The organism is Bradyrhizobium sp. S3.2.6, assembly GCF_040546885.1.
Taxonomy (GTDB): Bacteria; Pseudomonadota; Alphaproteobacteria; order Rhizobiales; family Xanthobacteraceae; genus Bradyrhizobium; species Bradyrhizobium cytisi.
The window spans coordinates 181,827-203,429 of record NZ_JBEPOS010000013.1 but is presented as its reverse complement, the minus strand read 5'-3'; the positions used below and the strand labels follow the sequence as shown (position 1 = coordinate 203,429).

21 protein-coding genes are annotated in these 21,603 nt (G+C 64.8%); 10 read left to right on the top strand and 11 right to left on the bottom strand.

Annotated elements, in window-relative coordinates:
• Positions 1–27 precede the first annotated feature (27 nt).
• From fliJ to ABID58_RS22975, 6 genes are all read left to right on the top strand, one after another.
• On the top strand, positions 28–447 hold the full coding sequence (gene fliJ, locus ABID58_RS23000) for a flagellar export protein FliJ (protein ID WP_027532755.1): 420 nt from the start codon (positions 28–30) through the stop codon (positions 445–447).
• Positions 448–632: 185 nt separating this feature from the next.
• Positions 633–1,178, top strand: coding sequence for a sigma-70 family RNA polymerase sigma factor (locus ABID58_RS22995; protein ID WP_148753284.1), 546 nt, complete (start codon positions 633–635; stop codon positions 1,176–1,178).
• Positions 1,179–1,252: 74 nt separating this feature from the next.
• Positions 1,253–2,320, top strand: a complete 1,068-nt coding sequence (locus ABID58_RS22990; protein ID WP_354034840.1) for an anti-sigma factor — start codon at positions 1,253–1,255, stop codon at positions 2,318–2,320.
• 169 nt (positions 2,321–2,489) lie between these two features.
• Positions 2,490–3,449, top strand: a complete 960-nt coding sequence (locus ABID58_RS22985) for a helix-turn-helix transcriptional regulator (protein WP_354034838.1) — start codon at positions 2,490–2,492, stop codon at positions 3,447–3,449.
• 117 nt (positions 3,450–3,566) lie between these two features.
• Positions 3,567–4,793 (top strand): NAD(P)/FAD-dependent oxidoreductase, encoded by a 1,227-nt coding sequence (locus ABID58_RS22980; protein ID WP_354034836.1) that lies wholly within the window; start codon positions 3,567–3,569, stop codon positions 4,791–4,793.
• Positions 4,794–4,955: 162 nt separating this feature from the next.
• Complete coding sequence (locus ABID58_RS22975; protein ID WP_354034834.1) at positions 4,956–5,651, top strand: hypothetical protein; 696 nt, start codon at positions 4,956–4,958, stop codon at positions 5,649–5,651.
• 84 nt (positions 5,652–5,735) lie between these two features.
• Here ABID58_RS22975 and ABID58_RS22970 read toward each other — a convergent pair whose 3' ends face one another.
• The 9 genes from ABID58_RS22970 to ABID58_RS22930 all read right to left on the bottom strand — a co-directional run bounded on the left by ABID58_RS22970 (position 5,736) and on the right by ABID58_RS22930 (position 15,025).
• Entirely contained in the window at positions 5,736–6,530 is a 795-nt protein-coding gene (locus ABID58_RS22970; protein WP_354034833.1) for a class I SAM-dependent methyltransferase, read from the bottom strand.
• 1,178 nt (positions 6,531–7,708) lie between these two features.
• Positions 7,709–7,909 carry a hypothetical protein gene (locus ABID58_RS22965; protein WP_148753290.1) on the bottom strand — a complete coding sequence of 67 codons (201 nt, stop codon included), beginning with the start codon at positions 7,907–7,909 and terminating at the stop codon, positions 7,709–7,711.
• A 294-nt stretch (positions 7,910–8,203) separates the two neighbouring features.
• Positions 8,204–10,345, bottom strand: coding sequence for a flagellar biosynthesis protein FlhA (gene flhA / locus ABID58_RS22960; protein ID WP_354034831.1), 2,142 nt, complete (start codon positions 10,343–10,345; stop codon positions 8,204–8,206).
• A gap of 289 nt (positions 10,346–10,634) precedes the next feature.
• On the bottom strand, positions 10,635–10,934 hold the full coding sequence (locus ABID58_RS22955; RefSeq protein WP_354034829.1) for a copper-binding protein: 300 nt from the start codon (positions 10,932–10,934) through the stop codon (positions 10,635–10,637).
• Positions 10,935–10,951: 17 nt separating this feature from the next.
• A complete protein-coding gene (locus tag ABID58_RS22950; RefSeq protein ID WP_354034827.1) occupies positions 10,952–11,404 on the bottom strand; it encodes a cupredoxin domain-containing protein in 453 nt (150 codons plus the stop codon).
• A 32-nt stretch (positions 11,405–11,436) separates the two neighbouring features.
• A complete protein-coding gene (locus ABID58_RS22945) occupies positions 11,437–12,768 on the bottom strand; it encodes a copper oxidase (RefSeq protein WP_148753294.1) in 1,332 nt (443 codons plus the stop codon).
• 13 nt (positions 12,769–12,781) lie between these two features.
• A complete protein-coding gene (locus tag ABID58_RS22940) occupies positions 12,782–14,206 on the bottom strand; it encodes a TolC family protein (protein WP_354034825.1) in 1,425 nt (474 codons plus the stop codon).
• Between the two features lie 9 nt (positions 14,207–14,215).
• Positions 14,216–14,500, bottom strand: a complete 285-nt coding sequence (locus tag ABID58_RS22935) for a hypothetical protein (RefSeq protein ID WP_148753296.1) — start codon at positions 14,498–14,500, stop codon at positions 14,216–14,218.
• 78 nt (positions 14,501–14,578) lie between these two features.
• On the bottom strand, positions 14,579–15,025 hold the full coding sequence (locus ABID58_RS22930; RefSeq protein ID WP_502916421.1) for a hypothetical protein: 447 nt from the start codon (positions 15,023–15,025) through the stop codon (positions 14,579–14,581).
• A 148-nt stretch (positions 15,026–15,173) separates the two neighbouring features.
• Here ABID58_RS22930 and ABID58_RS22925 point away from each other — a divergent pair, with 148 nt between their 5' ends.
• A complete protein-coding gene (locus tag ABID58_RS22925; protein WP_354034821.1) occupies positions 15,174–16,439 on the top strand; it encodes an MFS transporter in 1,266 nt (421 codons plus the stop codon).
• Here ABID58_RS22925 and ABID58_RS22920 read toward each other — a convergent pair.
• Both ABID58_RS22920 and ABID58_RS22915 read right to left on the bottom strand, forming a co-directional pair.
• Positions 16,436–16,843 carry a DUF4864 domain-containing protein gene (locus tag ABID58_RS22920; RefSeq protein ID WP_148753300.1) on the bottom strand — a complete coding sequence of 136 codons (408 nt, stop codon included), beginning with the start codon at positions 16,841–16,843 and terminating at the stop codon, positions 16,436–16,438. The two genes, ABID58_RS22925 and ABID58_RS22920, sit on opposite strands and share 4 nt — an antisense overlap.
• Positions 16,844–16,908: 65 nt before the next feature.
• Positions 16,909–17,547, bottom strand: coding sequence for a TetR/AcrR family transcriptional regulator (locus tag ABID58_RS22915; protein WP_354034861.1), 639 nt, complete (start codon positions 17,545–17,547; stop codon positions 16,909–16,911).
• Between the two features lie 243 nt (positions 17,548–17,790).
• On the opposite strand from ABID58_RS22915, the gene ABID58_RS22910 reads away from it, so the two are divergent.
• The 3 genes from ABID58_RS22910 to ABID58_RS22900 are packed head-to-tail and all read left to right on the top strand — an operon-like array spanning position 17,791 to position 21,588.
• Entirely contained in the window at positions 17,791–18,288 is a 498-nt protein-coding gene (locus tag ABID58_RS22910) for a (2Fe-2S)-binding protein (protein WP_354034819.1), read from the top strand.
• Positions 18,285–19,340, top strand: coding sequence for an FAD binding domain-containing protein (locus ABID58_RS22905; protein WP_354034817.1), 1,056 nt, complete (start codon positions 18,285–18,287; stop codon positions 19,338–19,340). Before ABID58_RS22910 ends, ABID58_RS22905 begins: the two co-directional genes overlap by 4 nt.
• Positions 19,333–21,588: a xanthine dehydrogenase family protein molybdopterin-binding subunit gene (locus ABID58_RS22900; RefSeq protein WP_354034815.1), complete on the top strand. Its 2,256-nt coding sequence runs from the start codon at positions 19,333–19,335 to the stop codon at positions 21,586–21,588. The genes ABID58_RS22905 and ABID58_RS22900 overlap by 8 nt, the downstream gene beginning before the upstream one ends.
• Positions 21,589–21,603: the final 15 nt, after the last annotated feature.

The window sequence follows — 21,603 nt, the reverse complement described above, 5'->3', positions numbered from 1 at the left end:
CAAGGGACTTCTGGGGAGTACGAGTCGATGAAGTCACGTGATACCCTCATCCGCCTGAAGAAGTTTCAGGTCGATGAGAAGCGCCGCCGGGTCGCCCAGATCGAGTCCATGATCGCCGACTTCCAGCGGATGTCGACCGATCTGGATCGCGAGATCCAGACCGAGCAGGATCGCGCCGGGATCAACGATCCCGCGCATTTCGCCTATCCGACCTATGCCAAGGCTGCCATCCAGCGCCGCGAGAACCTGACCCGCTCGGCCGACGAGTTGAGGGGCCAGCTCGAGGAGGCCAAGGCCGCGCTCGGTGAGGCGTTCGAGGAGCTGAAGAAGGTCGAGCTCCTGGACGAGCGCGACCAGGCCCGCGAGCGCGCCGAAGAAAACGCCCGCGAGCAGGCCGATCTCGACAGCATCGGCCTGATGCGCTCTCGCATCGGCGCCGTTGCCTGAAGACGCCGCCAGCGGTCAAGATCGCCAGAGAATTTGCGAGCCCGGACCCGCAAGGTCCGGGTTTTTGCGTGTGCTGTCCACAGCGTGGCGCACCGGCTCTTGGTGACCGGCTTGGCCGCGCGCTATGGTAGCGGAGTGCCGGGGTCCGCGCGGATGCGGCGGGGCCTTGAGCGTTGGGGGGCTGAATGCTGACGCCAGCAGAGCTGGTCGGGCTGATCGAGGCGGTGGCGAAGCGCGACCAGGCCGCGTTCGAGCGCCTCTACGGCGCCACGCGCGCGAAACTCTATGGCGTCGTGCTCCGTATCTTGCGCCGGCAGGATCTCGCAGAGGAGGTCATTCAGGAGACCTACGTCAAGATATGGAACAGCGCCGGCCGGTTCAATCCGACGCTGTCATCGCCGATCACGTGGATGGCGTCGATCGCGCGCAACCGCGCCATCGATATCGTGCGCAAGAAGACGGAGGCCTCCATCGAGGAGGAGCCGCAGGCGATGGACGTCGCCGCCGACAGTCCCGATCCCCTGGCGCGCCGGGAGATGTCCGAGGAGTTGAAGCGGCTGCTGGAATGTATTGGCCGCCTCGAGCCGGACCGTCAGCGGCTCGTGCTTCTCGCCTATTACAACGGCTGGAGCCGCGAGCAATTGGCGGAGAAATTCGCCGCGCCCGTCAACACGGTGAAGACGTGGCTCCGGCGCAGCATGTTGGATATCCGGGAGTGCCTCGGACTTTAGTGGATGATGAGAGTGCATATGCCGACGCAGCGTTCTTGTTTCACCTCTCCTTTCGGGAGAGCTGAAGGAAAGTGATGGCCTATAGCGAGGACCATATCGTGCTCGCCGCGGAATATGCGCTCGGCACACTTGATGCCGACGAGCGCGCGCAGGTCGCGACCATGATGGCGGTGGACCAGGAGTTCGCCGCCTTGGTGCAGTCGTGGGAATTCCGGCTCGGCGTCCTCAACCAGATGGTCGGCACGATCGAGCCGCGGCCGATCGTGTGGGAGAACATCCGGCGCGAGATCGCGCGGACGCTATCGTCGCAGGATTCGCCCGAGGCAGCGCCGCCACTGCCGGAGTTCTATTCACCGGAGCCTTCATCGCCCGAATCTTCGACGACAGAGCCTTCAGCGACAGAGTCTTCAACGACAGGTCCGCCGACGCCGGAGCCTCCGTCGCTGGACGTGCCGTCGCCGGAATCCAATTCCGATGCCGTTCCGATTTTCCCGCCGCAGTTCGTGCCGCAGACCCATGCGCCCGATCCGAGCGTCGCACCGGTGACGCAGGCGCCGGTCGTCGATGGCAGCAACGTGATCCATCTCGAGGGCCGCGTGAAGCGCTGGCGCACGATCGCCTCCGCCGTGGGTGCGCTTGCGGCCGCATTGCTGGTGACGCTGTCGCTTCAGATCTTCCTGCCCGATGCGCTGCCGGGCGCGCTGCGGCCCGCACCGCGTATCCAGACGGTCGAGCTCAAGACACCGGCCGCGCCGCTATCTTCGCCCGCGCAATATGTCGCGCTGTTGCAGGGCCAGAGCGGCGGCCCCGCCTTCATCCTCACCATTGACGGGGCGACCAAGAACTTCACGGTGCGCAAGGTCGGCGCGACGCCGGAGCCGGGCAAGAGTTTTGAGCTCTGGCTGATCTCCGACAGGTTGCCGCGCCCGCGTTCGCTGGGCGTGATCGGCAGCGGCGACTTCACGGCACGCCCGGTGCTCGCCGGCTACGATGCCGATGTCGTCAATGGCGCAACCTATGCCGTCACGGTCGAGCAGCCGGGCGGCTCGCCCAACGGCCAGCCGACCTCGGCGCCGGTGTTTTCCGGCAAGCTGATTGAGACCGTGCCGCCGTCCCAGCCGCAGTTGCCGGCGAAGAAGTAGTCGCCACAAGGGCGCATAATTGTCGCTGCGGTCCATTTCGCCGTCGCAATTCGACAAGTCTCGCTGAATCCGTCTGTGATTTGAACCTCCATGCATGTCCCGGCGTCAAATGCCCGGAATTTGCAGTCGGCACCGCCGATCATGGTGCCGGAAAGGGGCTAGAAATCAGATGGATGCAGCCAAGCCGCCGGGCGTCTTTATTCACCAATATGCAGGCCTGCCGCAGGGGCCGGCATTCGAGCATTGGCGCGACAGGGCCTTGGGGTCCTGTGGCCTCGAGATCGGACCGAGCCAGGGCGACAGCATCGATTGCCGGCTGCAGATCAGCGTGGTCGATAATATTGCGCTCGCCATTCCCGAGGGGTCCTCCGCGCACTATTCGCGCACGCAGAGCGGTCTCGCCGACGGCAGCGACGATCTCGTGCTGATCGCCGCGCATGCCGGCCTCGTCAACGTCCGGCAGAACGGCCACACCGTCGAGCTCGCGCCGGCGCAGATGACGCTTGCCGATATGGGCATCACCGGCAGCGTCGGTCACACCGACGAGAACCGCTTCGCCACCATCCGCATGCCGCGCCGCGCGCTGCTCGACATCAATCCGCGCGCCGAGGAGAAGCTGTCGCAGGTGCTGTCGGATGGTGCGGTCGCCGAGACCATCTTCCGCTATCACGCGCTCGCTGCCCATCAGGCACCGCATCTCGACGCCGTCGGCCAGCGCCTGACCGCGCAGCACATGGTCGATCTCGTCGGCCTGCTGCTTGGCACCGATGCCGAGCACGCGGCGCTCGCGCGCGGTCGCGGCCATGCGGCGGCCCGTCTCGATCTCATGCGCGCCGATGTGATGGCCGCACTCGGCCGCAACGATCTCTGCCTGTCCGAGGTCGCCACCCGCTCGGGGCTCAGCCCGCGCCAGGCGCAGCGGCTGTTCGAGCAGGCCGGCACCACCTTCACCGAATTCGTGCTCGAGCAGCGCCTGCTGCTCGCGCGAAAATGGCTCGGCGATCCCCGCGCGCGGACGCGCAAGATCAGCGACATCGCGCATTCCTCGGGCTTCGCCGACCTGTCCTATTTCAACCGCGCCTTCCGCAAGCGATTTGGCGCGACGCCGTCGGAACTGCGCGAGGCCTGAGGCCCGATTTTGTGCAGCGGCGCGACGCGGCCGCAGTTGGTCGATCCGGACGAATGAGCTATATCTGTCTGCGCGGGGCAGATCGTCGGATTCCCTGGAACAGCGAAGTCAACGCACATGGCGCGTATCGTCGTGCTCGGCGCCGGGTTTGCGGGTCTGTGGGCGGCCATCGGTGCCGCGCGCATGCGCGACGAGATTGGTGCCGCCGGCCGCGACATCGAGATCCGCGTTGTCGACCGCAATCCCTACCACAACATCCGCGTGCGCAATTACGAGGTCGACCTCAGCGAGGTCGCGCTGCCGCTTCCGCAACTGCTCGATCCGATCGGCGTCACGCACGGTATCGGCGAGGTCACGGCCGTCGATCCGTCGCGGCGCCAGATCTCGCTGGTCACGAGCAGCGGCGTGGACACGCTGAGCTATGATCGCCTCGTGCTCGCACTCGGCAGCGAAGTGATGCGACCGGACATTCCGGGCCTGGCGGAGCATGCGTTCGACGTCGATACTTATGCTTCGGCGCTTCGCCTCCAGGATCACCTGATCTCGCTCGGGCGCAGCCCGCCGTCGCCGGCACGATCGACAATCGTGGTGGTGGGCGCCGGCTTCACCGGCATCGAGGTTGCCGCCGAATTGCCTGACCGGCTGGTGCGCGCGGGCATCACCGGCAGTCGTCGTATTATCCTGGTCGATTCCAATTCCGCGGTCGGTGCCACGATCGGCGCGCAGGCGCGTCCCGTCATCGAGACGGCGCTGTCGTCGCTCGATGTCGAAGTGCGGCTCGGGGTGCGCGTCGCGTCGATCGAAGCTGCTGGCGTTCGCTTGAGCTCAGGCGAGTTCATCGCAACGCAGACGGTAATCTGGTGCGCCGGCATGCGCGCGAGCCGGCTGACCGCAAGCTTTCCGGGCGCGCGCGACCGCCTCGGGCGCCTTCTGGTCGATCCCTTCATGCGGGTCGCGGATCTCCCCGGCGTCTTCGCCGCCGGCGACGTCGCCTCCAGCGTGGTCGATGGCTTGCATCCGACCGTGATGTCCTGCCAGTTCGCCCGCCCCATGGGCCGGTTCGCCGGCCACAATGTGGTGGCCGACCTTGTCGGCCAGCCGATGCTGCCGCTGCGGATCGACTGGTATGTCACCGTGCTCGATCTCGGCGACTGGGGCGCGCTCTACACGGAAGGCTGGGACCGCGAGGTGCGGACGACCGGCCAGGCTGCCAAGGCAACCAAGCAGACCATCAACCGCAAGCGCATCTATCCCCCGCTCACCGGCAGCAAGGAAGATCTGTTCGCCGCAGCTGCGCCAACTGTGCAGGCGCCGCCGCCGACGTATGGAGCGCCGCGTCGTTGAGCGGACCGTGCATCCGCTCCGGGTCTCTGAGCCGGCTTGGGCGCCGTTCCCGCGATGTCGCCAAATGACCCATAGCGGACTAGTCTCAGCTGTCGTTTGCCTTTTTAAATGCCGCCTAATACGGTTGAGCAAGTTGTATCGCTCAATTCTCGATGGCGCGGAATGAAACGTGGAATCTTCCTGATCTCCCTGGTCGCCCTTGCTTGGTGGCTGATTTATCCCGCCGTGATGATTCGTTACCGTCTTGTGGCGGAAATGGAATGGAACGGCCAACCCCGAGTCGGCTCAGGTGTCATTCAAGTCGTTTGCAGCCGGAACATTCCGTTTCTCGGTTCGAGGGGAGGCACTAACTCTGCGGTAGAAGGTGAAGCCGTTTCGATCGACATTGGGCCCGGCGACTCGCTATTTATGCTGCTCAAAGATGGGCCACTTAGCGTTCGTTCTGGGCCGGAAGACATCATCCCGAATCTCTTTGGCGTGGTGAAAGGCGGTTTCGGTCCCGAACACTTCCCGCGGATCAACGCGATTGAGGGTCGACGCGAAGTACCATTGGAGCAGTTGCCGCTGATAGTGAGGTTGCGAAACACGAACGACCCGAAAAGCGCGATTCTGTTTGTGCCTCCAGGCGGTCAGCCTCCAAATCAGGACCTCGTGCTGAAGCGGGCGGAGATTGAAATCGTCTCTTCCGGAATTTGGCCCCTCAACCAATTTGGCATTACAGGCACGCCGATAACCCACGGTGTCAAGCAGAAGCTACCGTGGCTAGAGGGTTTCACTGGATACACCGGAGGTCAATTTGACCCGATTTGGTCGCACCCTGAAAAGAATCTCACGGGAAACGATTTCATGAAGGGGTGAGACGGGGATCGTCTGCTATTGGCCCATAGCTGATCTTGCCGTGCCTCCTGCCGACTGTCGGCTTCCGATCCAATTCCAGATCTCTCAACGAACCCAGATCTGCTTATCGCCACCAATCCGGCGGGCCATGTAGAGGTGAGTTTCGTAGTCCACTTCGAATTCTCCTCCGTGACGATCGATCGCCTCGGAAATATCATTGATCAGCTCGTCGCGCACCGCTTGCGTGAGCATCCGAATATCCGAGCGCGTCCCCTGGAAATTGGCATAGCTTGATGTTGTGTGCTGCCACTTCCACGGATAGCAGCGGTGCTCCACCGGTCCAAACAATCCCGACTCGTCAAACCAGCCTTTGAATGGACCGCTGGGCAGGTACCAGGCTTCCGGCGGGGGCCCCCAGCGGCCCGTATGACGCAGGTATATTTCCTTGAACCTTTCGAGCAACGGGATGGGCCATCCGGTCGGAACATGCCCGAAGACGGCCAATGATCCGTCCGATGAAAGCAACTTCGCGGCCTTCACGAACCGCAAGTCCGGCGAAACCCAGTGCCACGACTGCGCAGCGATGATGAGTCGGAACGCCCCTTTGTCTTGTGGCCACGCCTCGAGTGTCGTCTCGACCAGCTCGACGTTACCAAAACCGGCCAAGCTCTCACGCGCAGCGCGGATCATTTCGGGGCCAGGATCGATTGCAACAATCCGAAAATCTCGCTTCGCGAAGCTCCTCGTTGCCTGCCCCGTGCCGCAGCCAACTTCGAGAACGGAATCGTCACGCCTCAAGTTGCCGTACGAAACCACATCATCCACGAGAGCTTCGGGGTAGTCGGGGCGTGAGGCCCTATATGCCTCCGCAATCTGATCGAATGTAAAGCGCTGCTCCATGGAGGTCCCCGCTTCATCAGGTTGTGGAGCTAGCCAAGTAAAGCCATTCGTTGTCAAAACATCTTGAGCCCATCTACAAGCCCTTGCGTTGCCCGTCGGGCAAAACACCCAAACCGTCGGTCAATCCGCGCGGCCAAAAATATTCCACTTTACCGAAATTCGGAAATCGCGTATGTATCGCCTACTCCGGCCCAAGGAAGAGGGGCGTATCGCGATCGTCACGAACGCGGGCCGGATGGCGGTGGACGTGAGTCACATCGGCGCGAAGGGCAATCGCAGGGCGGGCAACCGTGAGCGAAGACCTCGCGCACACGACCGGTGTGATCTGCGTACGGCAAAATCGTGTGGTCCTGGCGCCCGGAGCCTGTGCGCCAAGTCTTGCGGTGATGCGTAGGGCCCAACCGGGCCCTCACATCAGTCATCCGCGAGGCGACGGGGGCAATAGCGCATCGCTCCCCGGGGAGAGCACGACATAAGCCGTCAAACCACTGCGCAGGGAAGGCCGGGATGTCCTGGCTTCACCTGTATGCCGCTGTGCAGATTTTCTGATTGTAACTTCGCACAGTGGACCGCGGGTGCCAGCCGGCTCCCGGCCTTCCCTGCGCCCTCTTTCAATTGAGGGCAAGGCGACGAAGCAAAGCTCGGGCGATATGAGCCGCGAGAGGGCGAAGGTGTGTCTGCGATGGAGAAGGTGTGTCTGCGATGGATGTGCGAGTTGAAAGGACGATGTCCGCGCCTCACACTCCGTCATTGCGAGCGCAGCGAAGCAATCCAGACTGCCGCCGCGGAGGGATTCTGGATTGCTTCGCTCCGCTCGCAATGACGAGGTTGATGTAGCTGTGCGCGAACACCGCGCTCTCGTGCCCCGGACGCAGCGCAGCGCCCACTTCAGCGGTGCGCTGCAGAGCCGGGGCCCATGCAGCAGCGAGCCATGTGGCTTCCTGGGTCCCGGCTCTGCGCAGCAACGCTAAGAGGCGTTGCGGCGCGTCCGGGACAAGAGAGGAGCGAGTGGCGCGCGCGTGCGCTCACAATGACGAGGTACCCCCAGACATGAGAAAGCGCCCGTGGGGGGCGGGCGCTTTCTGTAGTCGACTTGGGGTTGGGGTCGTCTACATATCCACGTGGCGACTTTGGGGGGCTGGTAAAGAGCCGCGTGAATTCCTGAAACTCAAATCTCCTTAGCGAACGACCGATGCGTTCGAGCTGGTGATCGCAACCGGCTTGCCGGCCTTGATGACGCGGGCGGTCTGGGTCAATCCGTCGTCCGAACCGGTGCGTGCAGTGATGCCGAACCCTGCCACCGCGATCCCGGCGACGAGGGCCACGACCACGATCTTCAGATGTGTCGAGCGATCTGCGCTGTAAATCGAGTGGTTCATGGAAGGCTCCTGCCGCCATCTACCCGAAGTAGTCGCCACCCTTGTTAGGCAGGTTCATGCTTCCGGTGCCCAACAACCTAGTATTGGGCGGATTCGTTCCCAAGGGGCTATCACAAGAGCGTGATACGACGTGAACGATCGCGATCAAGGGCGGATCTTGATCGCCAGATTTCGCAATTATTTCAAAGCTGTAATATGCTTGGGAGGCCCTTTGCCAGCAGTTGGTCGACAAGGTGCCAGAAACTCAAAAACCATTTGCCTGTGGCTGAAAAGCACACGGCTTCTTAAGGCAAATCAGATGCTTCCGACCGTTTTCAGCCTCGCTCTCGGGTGGATTTCGGCCTGCGACAACACGGTCGTCTGGGCCCGGAACCGCTCGACCAGGGAGCGGACGAAAGGTCGAATTGCCGCGGAGGTCACCAGCACCGGCGCCTCGCCTTCGCGGGCGGCTCGCTCGAAGGCCTCGCGCACGCCGGTCATGAACTCGGACAGCTTGGAGGGCTGCATCGCGAGGCTGCGCTCTTCGCCCTGGCCGACGATGGATTCGGCAAAAGCCTGCTCCCACCGTGCCGACAGCGCGATCAGCGGCAGATAGCCGTTGTAGGACGTATTCTGCGCGCAGATCTGCCGCGCGAGGCGCGCGCGGACATGCTCGACCATGGTCGCGGGATTGCGCGAGAAGGCGAGCGAGTCGGCGATGCCTTCGAGGATGGTCGAGAGGTCGCGGATCGAGATGCGCTCGGCGAGCAGCAGCTGGAGCACGCGCTGGATACCGGAGACCGTGACCTGTCCGGGCACGATGTCCTTGACTAGCTCGCTCTGCTCCTTGGGCAGCTCCTTGAGCAGCTTCTGCACCTCGCCATAGGACAGCAGGTCCGACATGTTGGCCTTGAGCAGCTCGGTGAGATGGGTCGAGAGCACGGTCGCGGCGTCGACGACGGTGTAGCCCTTGAGCGAGGCCTCCTCCTTGAGACTGGCATCGACCCAGGTCGCGGGCAGGCCGAAGGTCGGCTCGGTGGTGTGGATGCCGGGCACCTGCACCTGGCTGCCGCCGGGGTCCATGACCATGAACTGGTTCGGCCAGATCTTGCCGGTGCCGGCGTCGACCTCCTTGATCTTGATGATGTAGGTGTTGGCTTCGAGCTGGACGTTGTCGAGGATTCGCACTGCGGGCATCACGAAACCCATCTCGATCGCGAGCGAGCGGCGCAGCGCCTTGATCTGCTCTGTCAGGCGGTCGGTGCCGTCGGGGCCGTTGACCAGCGGCAAGAGCGCATAGCCAAGCTCGATCTTGAGGTCGTCGATCTTGAGCGCCGCCGAGATCGGCTCCTCGGCCGCCGCGGCGCCGGGGGCACCGGGCGTCCCGGCAGCGGGTGCGGCCTTTGCGGCTGCCTCGGCGCTAGCGGTCGCGCGGTTGCGGTTGCGCGCCGACCAGGCCAGCGCACCGGCGCCGGCGCCGAGCAGGAAGAAGGGGATGGTCGGGATGCCCGGCAGCGCGGCCAGCACCAGCATGACCGCCGAGGACATCGCCAGCGCCTGCGGATAGCCGGAGAACTGCTTCATCAGCGCCTTGTCGGCCGCACCCGAGACGCCGGCCTTGGAGACGAGCAGGCCCGCCGCGGTCGAGACGATCAGCGCCGGGACCTGGGTGACGAGGCCGTCACCGACGGTCAGCAGCGTGTAGCTGCGGCCGGCGTCGGCAAAGGACAGGCCCTGCTGCGCCACGCCGATAATCATGCCGCCGACGACGTTGATGAAGACGATCAGGAGGCCGGCGATGGCGTCGCCGCGGACGAACTTCGAGGCACCGTCCATGGCGCCGAAGAACCCGCTCTCATCCTCCAGCGCCTTGCGGCGCTCCTTGGCGACCTTCTCGTCGATCAGTCCGGCGGACAGGTCGGCGTCGATCGCCATCTGCTTGCCGGGCATGGCGTCGAGGTGGAAGCGGGCGGCGACTTCGGCGATACGGCCCGAACCCTTGGTGATGACGACGAAGTTGACGATGATCAGGATGGCGAAGACGATGATGCCGATGACGAAATTGCCGCCCATCACGAAGCTGCCGAAAGCCTCGATGACGTGACCGGCGGCATCCGTGCCCTCGTGCCCATGCGACAGGATCAGGCGGGTCGAGGCCATGTTGAGCGACAGCCGCAGCATGGTCGAGATCAGCAGGATGGTCGGGAAGGCGGAGAATTCCAGCGGCGCCTGGATGAACAGCGAGGTCATCAGGATCAGGATCGACAGCGTGATCGAGATCGCCAGGAACAGGTCGAGAACGATCGCCGGCAGCGGCAGGATCAGCACCACAAGGATGGTGAGGACGCCGAGCGCGAGCGCGATGTCGCCGCGCTTGAGGATGGTGACGATCTCGGAAAGGGAGGGGATGCCGGGCTTGGCGTTACCTACGCCCTGTCCCGCGGTGACGTCGACCATGGTAGCTGCTCCCCCGCGCGACTGCCGTCCGCGCGCCCCAAACGTCTGCGCGGCGGCCGATGGGCCGCCGTTCCGAAAGTGAGGCACCGCACTGGCGTCCACGGGAGCTCCCGTTCTACGCGGCTGACGACACTCGACTCCACTGGGCAATTCTTGCCGGGTGTATGGTTAGCAAAGGGTTAACGGAGCGTGCGGCAGGAGTGCGGGGTGGGGGTGTTTCGGGACTATCAGGTCATCATTCCGGGTCCGCCAAGAGGCGCGCCCCGGAATGACCATGAAGGAGATCGCCCTACTTCGCCTTCTCCATCTTCGTCACCGTGTAACCCGACGCGGCCTCCTCGGCTTCGAATGACACCTTGTCACCGACCTTGATCTGCTTGAGCATGGCGGGATCCCTAACGCGGTAGACCATGGTCATGGGCTCGTCCATGCCGAGGCCTTTGGCGGGGCCGTGCTTGAGTGTGATCTTGCCGGCAGTTTCGTCGATCTTCTTGACCTCACCGTTGATGGAAGCGGCCTGCGCCAGCGCGCTCGCGGTCAGGCCCAGCGTCAGTGCGAATGCTGCGGTGGCGCGGATGATCGGCTTCATGGCTCTCTCCATTGTCCTCATTTCACGGTGACGTGGCCGACCATGCCGTAGTCGCGATGGTCGGGGATCAGGCAGGAAAATTCGAAGGTGCCGGCTTTGGTGAACTTCCAGACGATCTCGGCCGTCTTGTTCGGCGCAAGCCGCACCCCGTTCGGGTCGTCATGCTCCATGTGCGGGTGCTTCTTCATCACCTCGGCATGTGCGAGGTTCTCCTTCGTGGTGGCGAGCAGGAATTCGTGGTCCTCCCTGCCGACATTACGCAGTACGAAACGGATCTGCTCGCCGCGCTTGACTGTGATGCTCGACGGCTCGTAGGACATTTCGCTCAACGCGATCTCGATGGTGCGCGCCGGCTTCCCGGGATCGCCGGGCTCGCCGGCCGAGAAGCCGTGATGGTCGTGACCCTCGTGCGCGAACGCGGGTGCGATCGACAGCGCGAGCAGCGTCAAGGCGAGTTTGATCGTCTTCATTGTGGTCTCCAGTTGGTGGTTCATCGAAACGCTCACATCTTCATCTTGTGCGCCGGCATGGCTGGCTGCCGCGCCGGCTCCGCCGCCGGCGAGGCGACCTCGTAGGCGACGGTGCCTTGCGGGAATTGGTAGGGGCCGGGATCGCGATAATCGTCGCGTGCGAGGTCCTCGCGTATCTTCATCACCGTAAACATGCCGCCCATCTCGATCGGGCCGAACTGGCCGGTGCCGCTCATCATCGGCAGCGTGTTGTCAGGCGCCGGCATCTCCATGTTGCCCATCGCCATGCCGGACTGGCCCATCACCATGGCGTCGGGCGCAAGCTTGCCGACAGCCTTGGCGAGATCCTTGCGCGACACGCCGATCATGTTGCGCATGTCGTGGCCCATCGCATTCATGGTGTGATGCGATTTGTGGCAGTGAAACGCCCAGTCGCCGGGATTGTCGGCGAGGACGTCGAATACGCGCACAGCGCCGACCGGCACGTCGGTCGTCGTCTCCGGATATTGCGCGCTCTCGGGAATCCAGCCGCCGTCGGTGCACGTCACCGCAAAGCTGTGGCCATGCAGATGGATCGGGTGATTGGTCATGCTGAGATTGCCGATGCGCACGCGCACCTTGTCGCCGAGCCTGACCGGCAGCGGATCGATGCCCGGAAACACCCGCGCATTCCAGGTCCACATGTTGAAATCAGTCATCTCGTTGACCCGCGGCAGATATGTGCCGGGATCGACGCGATAGGTGCTCATCACGAAAACGAAGTCGCGGTCGACGGGGCGGAAGTTTGGGTCGCGCGGGTGCACGACAACCATGCCCATCATGCCCATCGCCATCTGCACCATCTCGTCGGAATGCGGGTGGTACATGAAGGTCCCGCTCTTCTTCATCTCGAACTCGTAGACGAAGGTCTTTCCCGGCTCGATATGCGGCTGGGTCAGTCCGCCGACGCCGTCCATGCCGCTCGGGATGATCATGCCGTGCCAATGCACGGTGGTGTATTCGGGAAGGCGGTTGGTGACGAAGATGCGGACCTTGTCGCCCTCGACTGCCTCGATGGTCGGCCCCGGCGACTGGCCGTTGTAGCCCCACAGATTGACCTTCATGCCCTCGGCGAATTCGCGCACCACGGGCTCGGCGACGAGATGGAATTCCTTCCAGTCGCCGTTGATGCGGAACGGCAGTGTCCAGCCGTTGAGCGTGACGACGGGGCGATAGTCGGGACCGCCAATGGGATGCAACGGCGGCTGCATCACCGCCTTGTCCATATGGGCTGCTTCCGGAATCGATGCGGCTTGGACGCGGCCGCTGACGGCTGATGCGCCCACGAGCGCGGCGGTGCCCAAAAATCCTCGGCGGGAAAACATGCTGGCCTCCATGTCAGTGGCCGCCATCGGCAGGTGCTGCCGCGGCGATATTGGTTGGATTGTCGCCGCCGGAAACAGGCGCGCCGCCGCCATTGACGGCGGTCTGCAACTCGGACTGGGCGATGAAGAAGTTTTGCCTGGCCTCGATCGCGCCGCGCAGCGAAGCGAGCCGCTGGCGTGCTTCGGTCAGGAGCGCGAAGATGTCGACCTGCATGCTGGAGAAGCGCAACTGCATCTCCTCGGTGATGATCTTTCGCAGCGGGATGATCTCGCGCTGGTAGTGACTAGCGATGTCGTAGGAGGAGCGATAGACACGGTAAGCGTCGCGCGCCTCCGAGCGGACGTTCACGGCACGCTCGGTGAGGCGGTTGAAGGCGAGATTGTAGGTTTCCGCGGCCTGCCGCACACGGACCTCGCCGCCATCGAAGATCGGGATCTGGAACTGCACGTCGAAGCCGCGCTCGCGGAACGGGGCGCCTTCCGGATCCTGAGTCCGGCGGGAGATGCCAGCGAGATCGAGCAGCGTGACGAAGCGGGTCGCCTCGGTGAGGTTCAACGACTTCGCCAGCGCCGTCAGATCCAGCCGCGCGATCTGCAGGTCGATGCGATGGGCCACCGCGTCGGCCTCGATCGAGGGCAAAGCCTGCGGCCGGCGCGGCAGCGGCGGCAGTTGGTTGGGCAGACGGAAATCGAGGCCGTCATCCCACAGCCCCATCAGCCGTGCCAGCCTTTCGCGCGCGCTCGTCGCCGCCTGGCGTGCGGTGGCGAGGTCGGCGGTGGTCTCGGCGTAAAACACCTGTTCGAGGGCCTGGTCGAGCTTGTTGACCGAGCCGGTTTCGCCGAGCTTGACAGCGAGCTGCGCGGTCGATTCCGTGGTCGCCTTCGCGTCGGTCAGCAGGACCACCATCTCGTTTCCGGCGACTGCGCGAACGTAAGCGCGCCGCACATCGGCGGCGAGCCGAAGTGTGGCCAGCGCCGCACGCAATTGCGCCTGACGAAAGCGCTCGCGCGCGATGTCCGATCGGAACGGCAGCGTGGCCAACGCCAGGATGTCGCCGACGACCTGACGCTCGATCTCGCTGGCGCCATTGCCCGAGATGCGCGAGACCGAGAACACCGGATTGGACGGCAGGCTCTGCTCGACCAGATCGGTCTCGGCCAGCGCCAGCTCGTTATAGGCGGCCTGCAGCCCCTTGTTGTTGAGCAGCGCGACCTGCACGGCGGTCTCTTCGGTCAGCGTCCGCGACAGCAACTGGCGAACGCGCGCGTCGACCGCACCGGCTCCCTCGGCCGTCCGCACGAAGGCGATGTCCTTCCTGATGGTCTGGCTCGTCAGCTCCGAGACCGCGCTCATGCCGCTGTCGGGCGAGAACGCGGCACAGCCGGAGAGGCCGAGCGCGCCGAGAACGAGCAGACTCCGTGCAAAATACTGTGCCATGGCGCGCTCCTACCGGTCCTGCTTCGGCTGCGGAGTGACAGCGTCGTTGCGCTCGCGCCATGGCGCAGGCGCTGCAGGCCGCAGGCTCGTGTAAGGCGCAACTGTCGATCGATAGTCGACGCGCGCTGCCTTTGCTGCGGGATCGGCCGGATCCGCGCCGGTCACGGACGTTGTCGCCGGCATGCAGCCGGACAACGCCAATGTGGCCGCGGCCAGCAGCGGCCAATTGAATCGAAAGTGACCTCGACGCACCGCAGATGCGGTGGCGGACCTCGCCCCGAGAAGCGTAAGCATGATTTATCCCTGATCTGTCTGGAGACCACAGGTTCGCGCGCGCGGATTGCGCGCCCGGCCTGATGTCGTGGAATCAGATCAGATGATGGGAGGGCGATAGAGCCGGGGCGGCGCTGCGCTGTGCAGGCTGGCCACGATCTCGGGCGCGCAGCTGGAAACCGGCTGAAGCGGCTTTGCGAAGCTCGGCAGATCGGCCGGTAACGCGCTGATGCACATCATGGCGCAGCACGGGCCAGCCTTGCCCTTGCCGTCATGATGATGCGGGGCAGGGGTGTCCTGCGCGGCGGCCTGGTGATGCGCATGCATCGCCGCGGGGTCATGCGCCACGTCGCCATGCATGTGGCTGGCCGGCATCTGATGATGCACGGCCACAAGGTCGGCGAGCGGAGCTTCGTCGCCAAGGCATGGTGCTGGACCACTGCCCCAGGCGAGGCTTGCCGCCGGCGCGAGCACGCAGAACAGATAGGCCAGCGCAATAAAGCGCCCCACCCTGATCCGCATCGATCGCGTCAATTGCAACAACATTCCGACAGCATGCTCCGCGCGGCATTGTTGCCCACGCAGATTGCAAACTAATGGCAAAGCGCGATTTCGCCAAGCTCCTTCTTACCGCAGTGCACCGCGCATGCCCATTATCGCGGCACGATGCTTGACCGCGAGGCGATCCGCGAACATGTTCCGCGCCGTGCACGCACCAAATCACCCAGGACAGAAACCGGCCTCATTCAGCCCTGACTCCCGTCAGGCCTGGGTGCGGCTTTTGCTCGCGCTGCTGATCGGCTCGATCGGCGGCGTCGGCATGTGGGCGGTCGTCGTGGTGATTCCCGTCGTGCAGGCCGAGTTCGCCGCCACGCGCGGCGCGGTGTCGCTGGCCTTCACACTGATGATGTTCGGCTTCGGGCTCGGCGGCGTGATCGCCGGCAAGATCACCGACAAGTTCGGCATCGTGCCGGCCATGGCGATCAGCATCGCCTTCCTCGGCGTCGCCAATACACTGGCGGGGCTCTCGACCCAGCTCTGGCAGTTCGTCGCCGCCTATTTCCTGATCGGCCTCGGCACGTCAGCGACCTTCGCGCCGCTGATGGCGGAGGCCTCGCACTGGTTCGAGCGCTATCGCGGGCTGGCCGTGACCATCGTCGCGAGCGGCAATTACGTCGCCGGCACGATCTGGCCGCCGCTCATCAGCTCGGGCATCGAGAGGATCGGCTGGCGCACCACTCATGTCGGTATCGCCCTGGTCTGCGTTAGCTTGATGTCGATCCTGGTGCTGGTCCTGCGCGCGCAGATGGGCGACGACAAGGTCCGCAATCACGCCAATGCGCCGCCGCCGCGGGTCGACCTCAGGCTCTCGACCAACACGCTGACGGTGCTGCTCTCGATCGCCAGCATCTCCTGCTGCGTCGCCATGGCGATGCCGCAGGTGCATATCGTCGCCTATTGCGGCGATCTTGGTTACGGCGTGGCGCGCGGCGCCGAGATGCTGTCGCTGATGATGGCCTGCGGCATCGTCAGCCGCATCGGCTCCGGCTATCTTGCGGACAAGATCGGCGGCATTCCGACATTGCTGATCGGAGCACTGGCGCAGGGTTTTGCGCTGGTGTTCTACCTGTTCTTCGATAGCCTCGCCTCGCTCTACCTGATCTCCGCGATGTTCGGCCTGTTCCAGGGCGGCATCGTGCCGAGCTATGCCATCATCGTGCGCGAGGCGATGCCGGCCAGTGAAGCCGCGACCCGCGTCGGCATCGTGATCTTCGCCTCCGTGTTCGGCATGTCCTTTGGTGGCTGGGTGTCCGGCGTCATCTTCGATGCCACCGGCTCCTACGCGGCTGCGTTCGCCAACGGCGTGGCGTGGAATGCCCTCAATGTCGGAATCGTGCTGATGCTGTTGATCCGCTCGCGGATGAATGTGGCGAGGCGCGGACCGGGATTTGCGACCTAGACCGCCTGTCCTGCCCTCAGCAGCGAGCAGCCGGTGATCTTGTAACCTCCGTCCGCCTGCTGCTCGAGCGTGTAGAGCGCTTCCCAGGCTTCGCCGTTGGCATCGATGATGTGAACCCGCTGGGCGACGGAGCTGCCTTCGATCTTGCTCTCGCCGAACTCAAAGCTCTTGTGACGATAGACCGGCGCGTAGCCGTTCTGCACCATGGACATGAAGATGTCGGGCGCGGGGAAGATCTCCCGGATCGCCGGCGCGGCGTAGGAATAGGCGGCCGCTGCGTCGTCATGGCTCAAGGCTTGTTCCTGCGCTCGGATCACGCCTTGCGCTGTCGCGATGTCGTCGGCACGTGCTGAGATGGAACTGCAAGCAATACTGAGAACAACGAGCACGGCGGCAATGCGCATGGCAGGCTCCGCGTTGAAATCCCGGCTATGCTGATCGTAGCACGACCTTGGCAACTACGGACGCGCTATCGCTTCGGTTTCGCGGCCGGCTTCGCGCGCTTGATGGTGTGCGCCTTTGGCTTTGCGACGGGCTGCACGCGAAGACCATCGACGAACACGTCGAGGAGTCGCAGTGCGGTTGACTGCCAGCCGGGCTGGTCGTGGATGTAGCACATGCCGAAGAACGCGCGCAGCAAGTCCTCGGGACTGATGTCGGCACGCATCTCGCCGGCCGCGACTGCGCGGTCGAGCAGCGAGCCGGTCGCCTTCGTCAGCCGGTCGAACGAGAAGGCGTGCAGCTCGGACCCGCTCTGCACCGCGAGCGCCAGGGCCGCCACCATCCCCTTCTTGGTGGCGACGAATTCGACACCTGAACGCAGCCAGCGCCTGAGCGCATCGACCGGATCCTTGGCGTTCTTCAACTGCTCGGCGAACTCGCTGAGCTGCTCGACCTCGCGCCGGTATACCGCCTCGAACAGATCCTCGCGCGTCGGGAAATGCCGGTAGAGCGTGCCGATGCCGACGCCTGCGCGTTTGGCCACGGCCTCCAGGCTCGCCTCCGGGCCGCCGGCGTTGAACACGACCTTGGCTGCCTCGAGCACGCGCTCGCGATTGCGCACGGCATCGGCGCGGGGCTTGCGGGTCTGGTCGGTGTGGTCGTCCATGCCGGCAATGTAGATCACGAATTGGTTAGATTGAACCCTTGGCTAGCTGCACCGCGTTGTCTGCGCACGGGCTTTTGACGAATTCCAAATATTTTCCAGTGGCCCTTGTTAAGCGGAGGCTGCCTCCGTATCTTCGCTGAGGTGCCGGTCCTGACCCACGTCCGGGGCGGCGCGATATCGACGGCGGCCACGGCGGTGGCGCGCCGGGCGATGAGCCATGTCCATATCTGATCGGAGCCTTGTATGAACCACTCCATCAGCCTCACCGTGAACGGTGCGCGGCGCGATTTCGTCCTCGACGATCCGCGCGTCACGCTGCTCGATCTCCTGCGTGAGCGCCTCCATCTGACGGGAACCAAGAAAGGATGCGACCGCGGCCAGTGCGGTGCCTGCACTATTCTGGTCGACGGCAAGCGCATCAATTCCTGCCTCGCGCTCGCCATTAGCCATGACGGCGCCGACATCCTCACCATCGAGGGCGTCGCGCGCGGCGACCAGCTTCATCCGGTCCAGGCGGCCTTCATCGCCCATGACGGATTCCAGTGCGGCTTCTGCACGCCCGGCCAGATCATGAGCGCCATCGGCATGATGCAGGAAGCCCAGGCCGGCAACGATCCCGAACGCATCCGCGAATGCATGAGCGGCAATCTCTGCCGTTGCGGCGCCTATGCCGGCATCGTCGATGCCGTACTCGAGGCGCAGGCCGGTGCCGACGAATCCAACCGGAGGCGCTCCGCATGAAACAGTTCGATTATGTCAGGCCCGCCACGGTCACTGAAGCCGTTGCCGCCGCCGCCCAGCCGGGCGCGACCTATCTCGCGGCCGGCACCAATCTGCTCGACCTGATGAAGGGCGGCGTCAGCCGTCCGGATCGGTTGGTCGACGTCACGCATCTCGATGGTCTCGACCAGATCGAGCGTCTCGCGGATGGAGGCGTGCGCATCGGCGCGTTGTTGAGCAATGCCGATCTCGCGCATGATGCAGAGTTTGCAGTATCCTATCCGGCCGTCGCCGAAGCACTTCTCTCCGGCGCATCGGCGCAATTGCGCAATGCCGCGACCGTCGGCGGCAATCTGCTGCAGCGGACCCGTTGCGCATATTTCTACGACACCGCCAGCCGCTGCAACAAGCGCGAGGCCGGCTCGGGCTGCGACGCCCGCGAGGGCGAGAACCGCACGCACGCCGTGCTCGGCTGGAGTGAAAGCTGTATCGCCACGCATCCGTCCGACTTCTGCGTGCCGCTGGTGGCGCTCGACGCCATCGTCGAGATCGAAGGCAGGAACGGTCGTCGCGAGATCGCGCTCGACGAATTGCATCGCCTGCCCGGCCATACGCCCGAGCGTGAATCAGCGCTTGAGCCCGGCGACCTCATCGTCGCGGTGCGTCTGCCGCCCGCGGCGCGTGGTTTTGCCGCGCATGCGCGCTATCTTAAGGTTCGCGAGCGCACGTCCTACGCGTTTGCCGTCGTCTCGGCTGCTGCGGCGCTACGGATCGAGAATGGCAAGATCGCGGAGGCGCGACTTGCGCTTGGCGGCGTCGCCGCAAAGCCCTGGCGTACCCGCGCCGCGGAGGATGTGCTGAGGGGCGTCGCACCAACGGCAGATGCTTTCCAGGACGCCGCATGGCGCGCACTCGCCGACGCAAAGCCGTCCGGCGACAACGCCTACAAGATCGAGCTCGCGCGCCGCATCGTCGTGCGCGCGCTGACCCTTGCCGCTGCCGGCACGCCCGCGCGTATCTCCGCGCTGCCGGCTTCTCCCTTTGCCTCGACCTCTGGAGCCATCCATGCCTGAGCTCAATCTCACCAGCGCTCCCGCCCATCTTCGCCACGGCTCGAGCATCGGTCAGCCGCTGACCCGCCGCGACGGCGTGCTCAAGGTCAAGGGGCAGGCGACCTACGCCGCCGACAATCATCCGCGCGGCATGCTGTTTGCGGTGATGGCGGTGTCCAGCATCGCACATGGCCGCGTGACCTCGCTGGATGTCGCGGCCGCCAAGCGTCATCCCGGCGTCGTCGACGTCATGACGCCTGACCACAAGCCGCAGCTCGCGATCGATCCGGAGATCAAGACCAATCCATTCGTGTTCCGGATGGAGGTGCTGCAGAGCAACGAGGTCCGCTACGCCAACCAGCCCATCGCCGTCGTGATCGCCGAGACGCTCGAGGCGGCGACCGAAGGCGCGGTGCTGCTGGCGCCGCGCTATGAGACGCTGCCCGCCCTCGTCGGCCTCGATGCCGGCGAGAGTTTTGTGCCGCCCGTCGTTGGTGTCGGCAATCCCGCGGAAAATCATCGCGGCGATGTCGAGGCAGGCCTCGCATCGGCCGAGAAGCAAATCGACGTCGTCTACGAGACGCCGCCGCAATACCACAACGCCATGGAGCCGCATGCGATCGTGGCTAGCTGGGATGGTGACAGTGTGCAGATCGACATGCCGACCCAGGGTCTCATGCTGTCACTGGCGCGCGTCGCTGAATTATTTGGTCTCGCGCATGACAAGATCCATATCCGCAGCCCGTTCCTCGGTGGCGGCTTTGGCTCCAAGGGGCTCATGGCCGGTCCCCCCGTGCTCGGTCTGATGGCCGCAAAACTGGTCGGCAGGCCGGTCAAGCTCGTGCTGCGCCGTGAGCAGATGTATGGCCCGGTCGGCCATCGTGCGCCGACACGTCAGCGCTTGCGCATCGGCGCCGACGGCGAGGGGCGCCTGACTGCGCTCGACCACCATGCGCGCACCGTGTCGAGCACGTTCGATGATTTCTACGAACCGGCCGCCGACGCGTCGCATACGCTCTACGCCGCGCCTGCGATCCGCACCTCGCACGATGCTGTGCGCGTCAATACCGGCACGCCATTGTTCATGCGTGCGCCGGGCGAGGCGACGGGATCGATTGCGCTGGAAAGCGCGATCGACGAGATGGCCTGGGCTTGCAGTATGGATCCGCTGGCCTTCCGGCTGAAGAACTACGCCGAGGTCGAGCCGATCACCGGCAAGCCGTTCTCGTCCAAAGCGCTGCGCGCCTGCTACGATCAGGGCGCGGCGCGCTTCGGCTGGTCGAAGCGCTCGCTGCAGGCGCGCCAGACGCGCGACGATGCCGGCCTGCTGGTCGGCTGGGGCATGGGCACGGCGACCTTCCCGGCGCTGATGTTCCAGGCCGAGGCGCGCGCGGCGATCCGCCGTGACGGCACCGGCGCGATGGAGATCGGCGCGCATGACATGGGGCAGGGCGCCTGGACGGCGCTGGCCCAGATCGCAGCCGACGCCGTCGGGCTCGATATCGACCGCGTCGAGTTCAAGGCGGGGACATCAGATCTGCCCGATGCCGGCATCGCCGGAGGCTCGGCGCACACTGCAACCGCCGGTGCGGCGATCCACAGCGCCGGCGCGGCCGTGATCGCCAAGCTTGCCGACCTCGCCACCAAGGACGAGCGCTCGCCGCTGTTTGGCGCCGGCAATGCCGGCGTGATCGCGCGCGACGGCCGGTTGATCCGGCGCGACGACGAGAACCGCAGCGAGAGCTACACCGAGATCCTGGCCCGTGCCGGCGTCGCCGAGGTCGAGGCCCGCGGCACAGGTGCGCCGAATCCGGCGGCGATGGAGGAGTATGCGATGCATGCCCATGGCGCGGTGTTCGCGGAGGTGAAGGTCGATCCCGAGCTCGGGCAGATCCGCGTCACCCGCATGGTCGGCGCCTTCGCCGCGGGGCGCATCGTCAATCCGCATCTGGTGAAGAGCCAGCTGTTCGGCGGCATGATCTGGGGCATGTCCTTTGCGCTGCACGAAGAGGCCATCACCGACCGCCGTAGCGGAAGGATCATGAACGCCAATCTCGGCGAGTACCACATCCCGGTGAATGCCGATGTGCCGCCGCTCGATGTGATCACGGTCGACGAGCACGATCCGCACGTCAATGCGCTCGGCATCAAGGGCGTCGGCGAGATCGGCATCACCGGCAGCGCCGGCGCCGTGGCGAACGCGGTCTGGCATGCGACCGGCGTGCGGGTGCGCCGCTTCCCGATCCGGATCGAGGAGCTGCTGACGTAGCTTTGAGGCTTTCGG

Bases quoted from the DNA above. Each gene is read 5' to 3' on its own strand.
- ABID58_RS22930 (WP_502916421.1), bottom strand. From the start codon at position 15,025: ATGTTGTTGCAATTGACGCGATCGATGCGGATCAGGGTGGGGCGCTTT.
- fliJ (WP_027532755.1), top strand. From the start codon at position 28: ATGAAGTCACGTGATACCCTCATCCGCCTGAAGAAGTTTCAGGTCGAT.
- ABID58_RS22980 (WP_354034836.1), top strand. From the start codon at position 3,567: ATGGCGCGTATCGTCGTGCTCGGCGCCGGGTTTGCGGGTCTGTGGGCG.
- ABID58_RS22910 (WP_354034819.1), top strand. From the start codon at position 17,791: ATGAACCACTCCATCAGCCTCACCGTGAACGGTGCGCGGCGCGATTTC.
- ABID58_RS22975 (WP_354034834.1), top strand. From the start codon at position 4,956: ATGAAACGTGGAATCTTCCTGATCTCCCTGGTCGCCCTTGCTTGGTGG.
- ABID58_RS22955 (WP_354034829.1), bottom strand. From the start codon at position 10,934: ATGAAGCCGATCATCCGCGCCACCGCAGCATTCGCACTGACGCTGGGC.
- ABID58_RS22950 (WP_354034827.1), bottom strand. From the start codon at position 11,404: ATGAAGACGATCAAACTCGCCTTGACGCTGCTCGCGCTGTCGATCGCA.
- ABID58_RS22995 (WP_148753284.1), top strand. From the start codon at position 633: ATGCTGACGCCAGCAGAGCTGGTCGGGCTGATCGAGGCGGTGGCGAAG.
- ABID58_RS22920 (WP_148753300.1), bottom strand. From the start codon at position 16,843: ATGCGCATTGCCGCCGTGCTCGTTGTTCTCAGTATTGCTTGCAGTTCC.
- flhA (WP_354034831.1), bottom strand. From the start codon at position 10,345: ATGGTCGACGTCACCGCGGGACAGGGCGTAGGTAACGCCAAGCCCGGC.
- ABID58_RS22905 (WP_354034817.1), top strand. From the start codon at position 18,285: ATGAAACAGTTCGATTATGTCAGGCCCGCCACGGTCACTGAAGCCGTT.
- ABID58_RS22970 (WP_354034833.1), bottom strand. From the start codon at position 6,530: ATGGAGCAGCGCTTTACATTCGATCAGATTGCGGAGGCATATAGGGCC.
- ABID58_RS22990 (WP_354034840.1), top strand. From the start codon at position 1,253: ATGGCCTATAGCGAGGACCATATCGTGCTCGCCGCGGAATATGCGCTC.
- ABID58_RS22940 (WP_354034825.1), bottom strand. From the start codon at position 14,206: ATGGCACAGTATTTTGCACGGAGTCTGCTCGTTCTCGGCGCGCTCGGC.
- ABID58_RS22900 (WP_354034815.1), top strand. From the start codon at position 19,333: ATGCCTGAGCTCAATCTCACCAGCGCTCCCGCCCATCTTCGCCACGGC.
- ABID58_RS22935 (WP_148753296.1), bottom strand. From the start codon at position 14,500: ATGCTTACGCTTCTCGGGGCGAGGTCCGCCACCGCATCTGCGGTGCGT.
- ABID58_RS22965 (WP_148753290.1), bottom strand. From the start codon at position 7,909: ATGAACCACTCGATTTACAGCGCAGATCGCTCGACACATCTGAAGATC.
- ABID58_RS22945 (WP_148753294.1), bottom strand. From the start codon at position 12,768: ATGTTTTCCCGCCGAGGATTTTTGGGCACCGCCGCGCTCGTGGGCGCA.
- ABID58_RS22985 (WP_354034838.1), top strand. From the start codon at position 2,490: ATGGATGCAGCCAAGCCGCCGGGCGTCTTTATTCACCAATATGCAGGC.
- ABID58_RS22915 (WP_354034861.1), bottom strand. From the start codon at position 17,547: ATGGACGACCACACCGACCAGACCCGCAAGCCCCGCGCCGATGCCGTG.
- ABID58_RS22925 (WP_354034821.1), top strand. From the start codon at position 15,174: ATGTTCCGCGCCGTGCACGCACCAAATCACCCAGGACAGAAACCGGCC.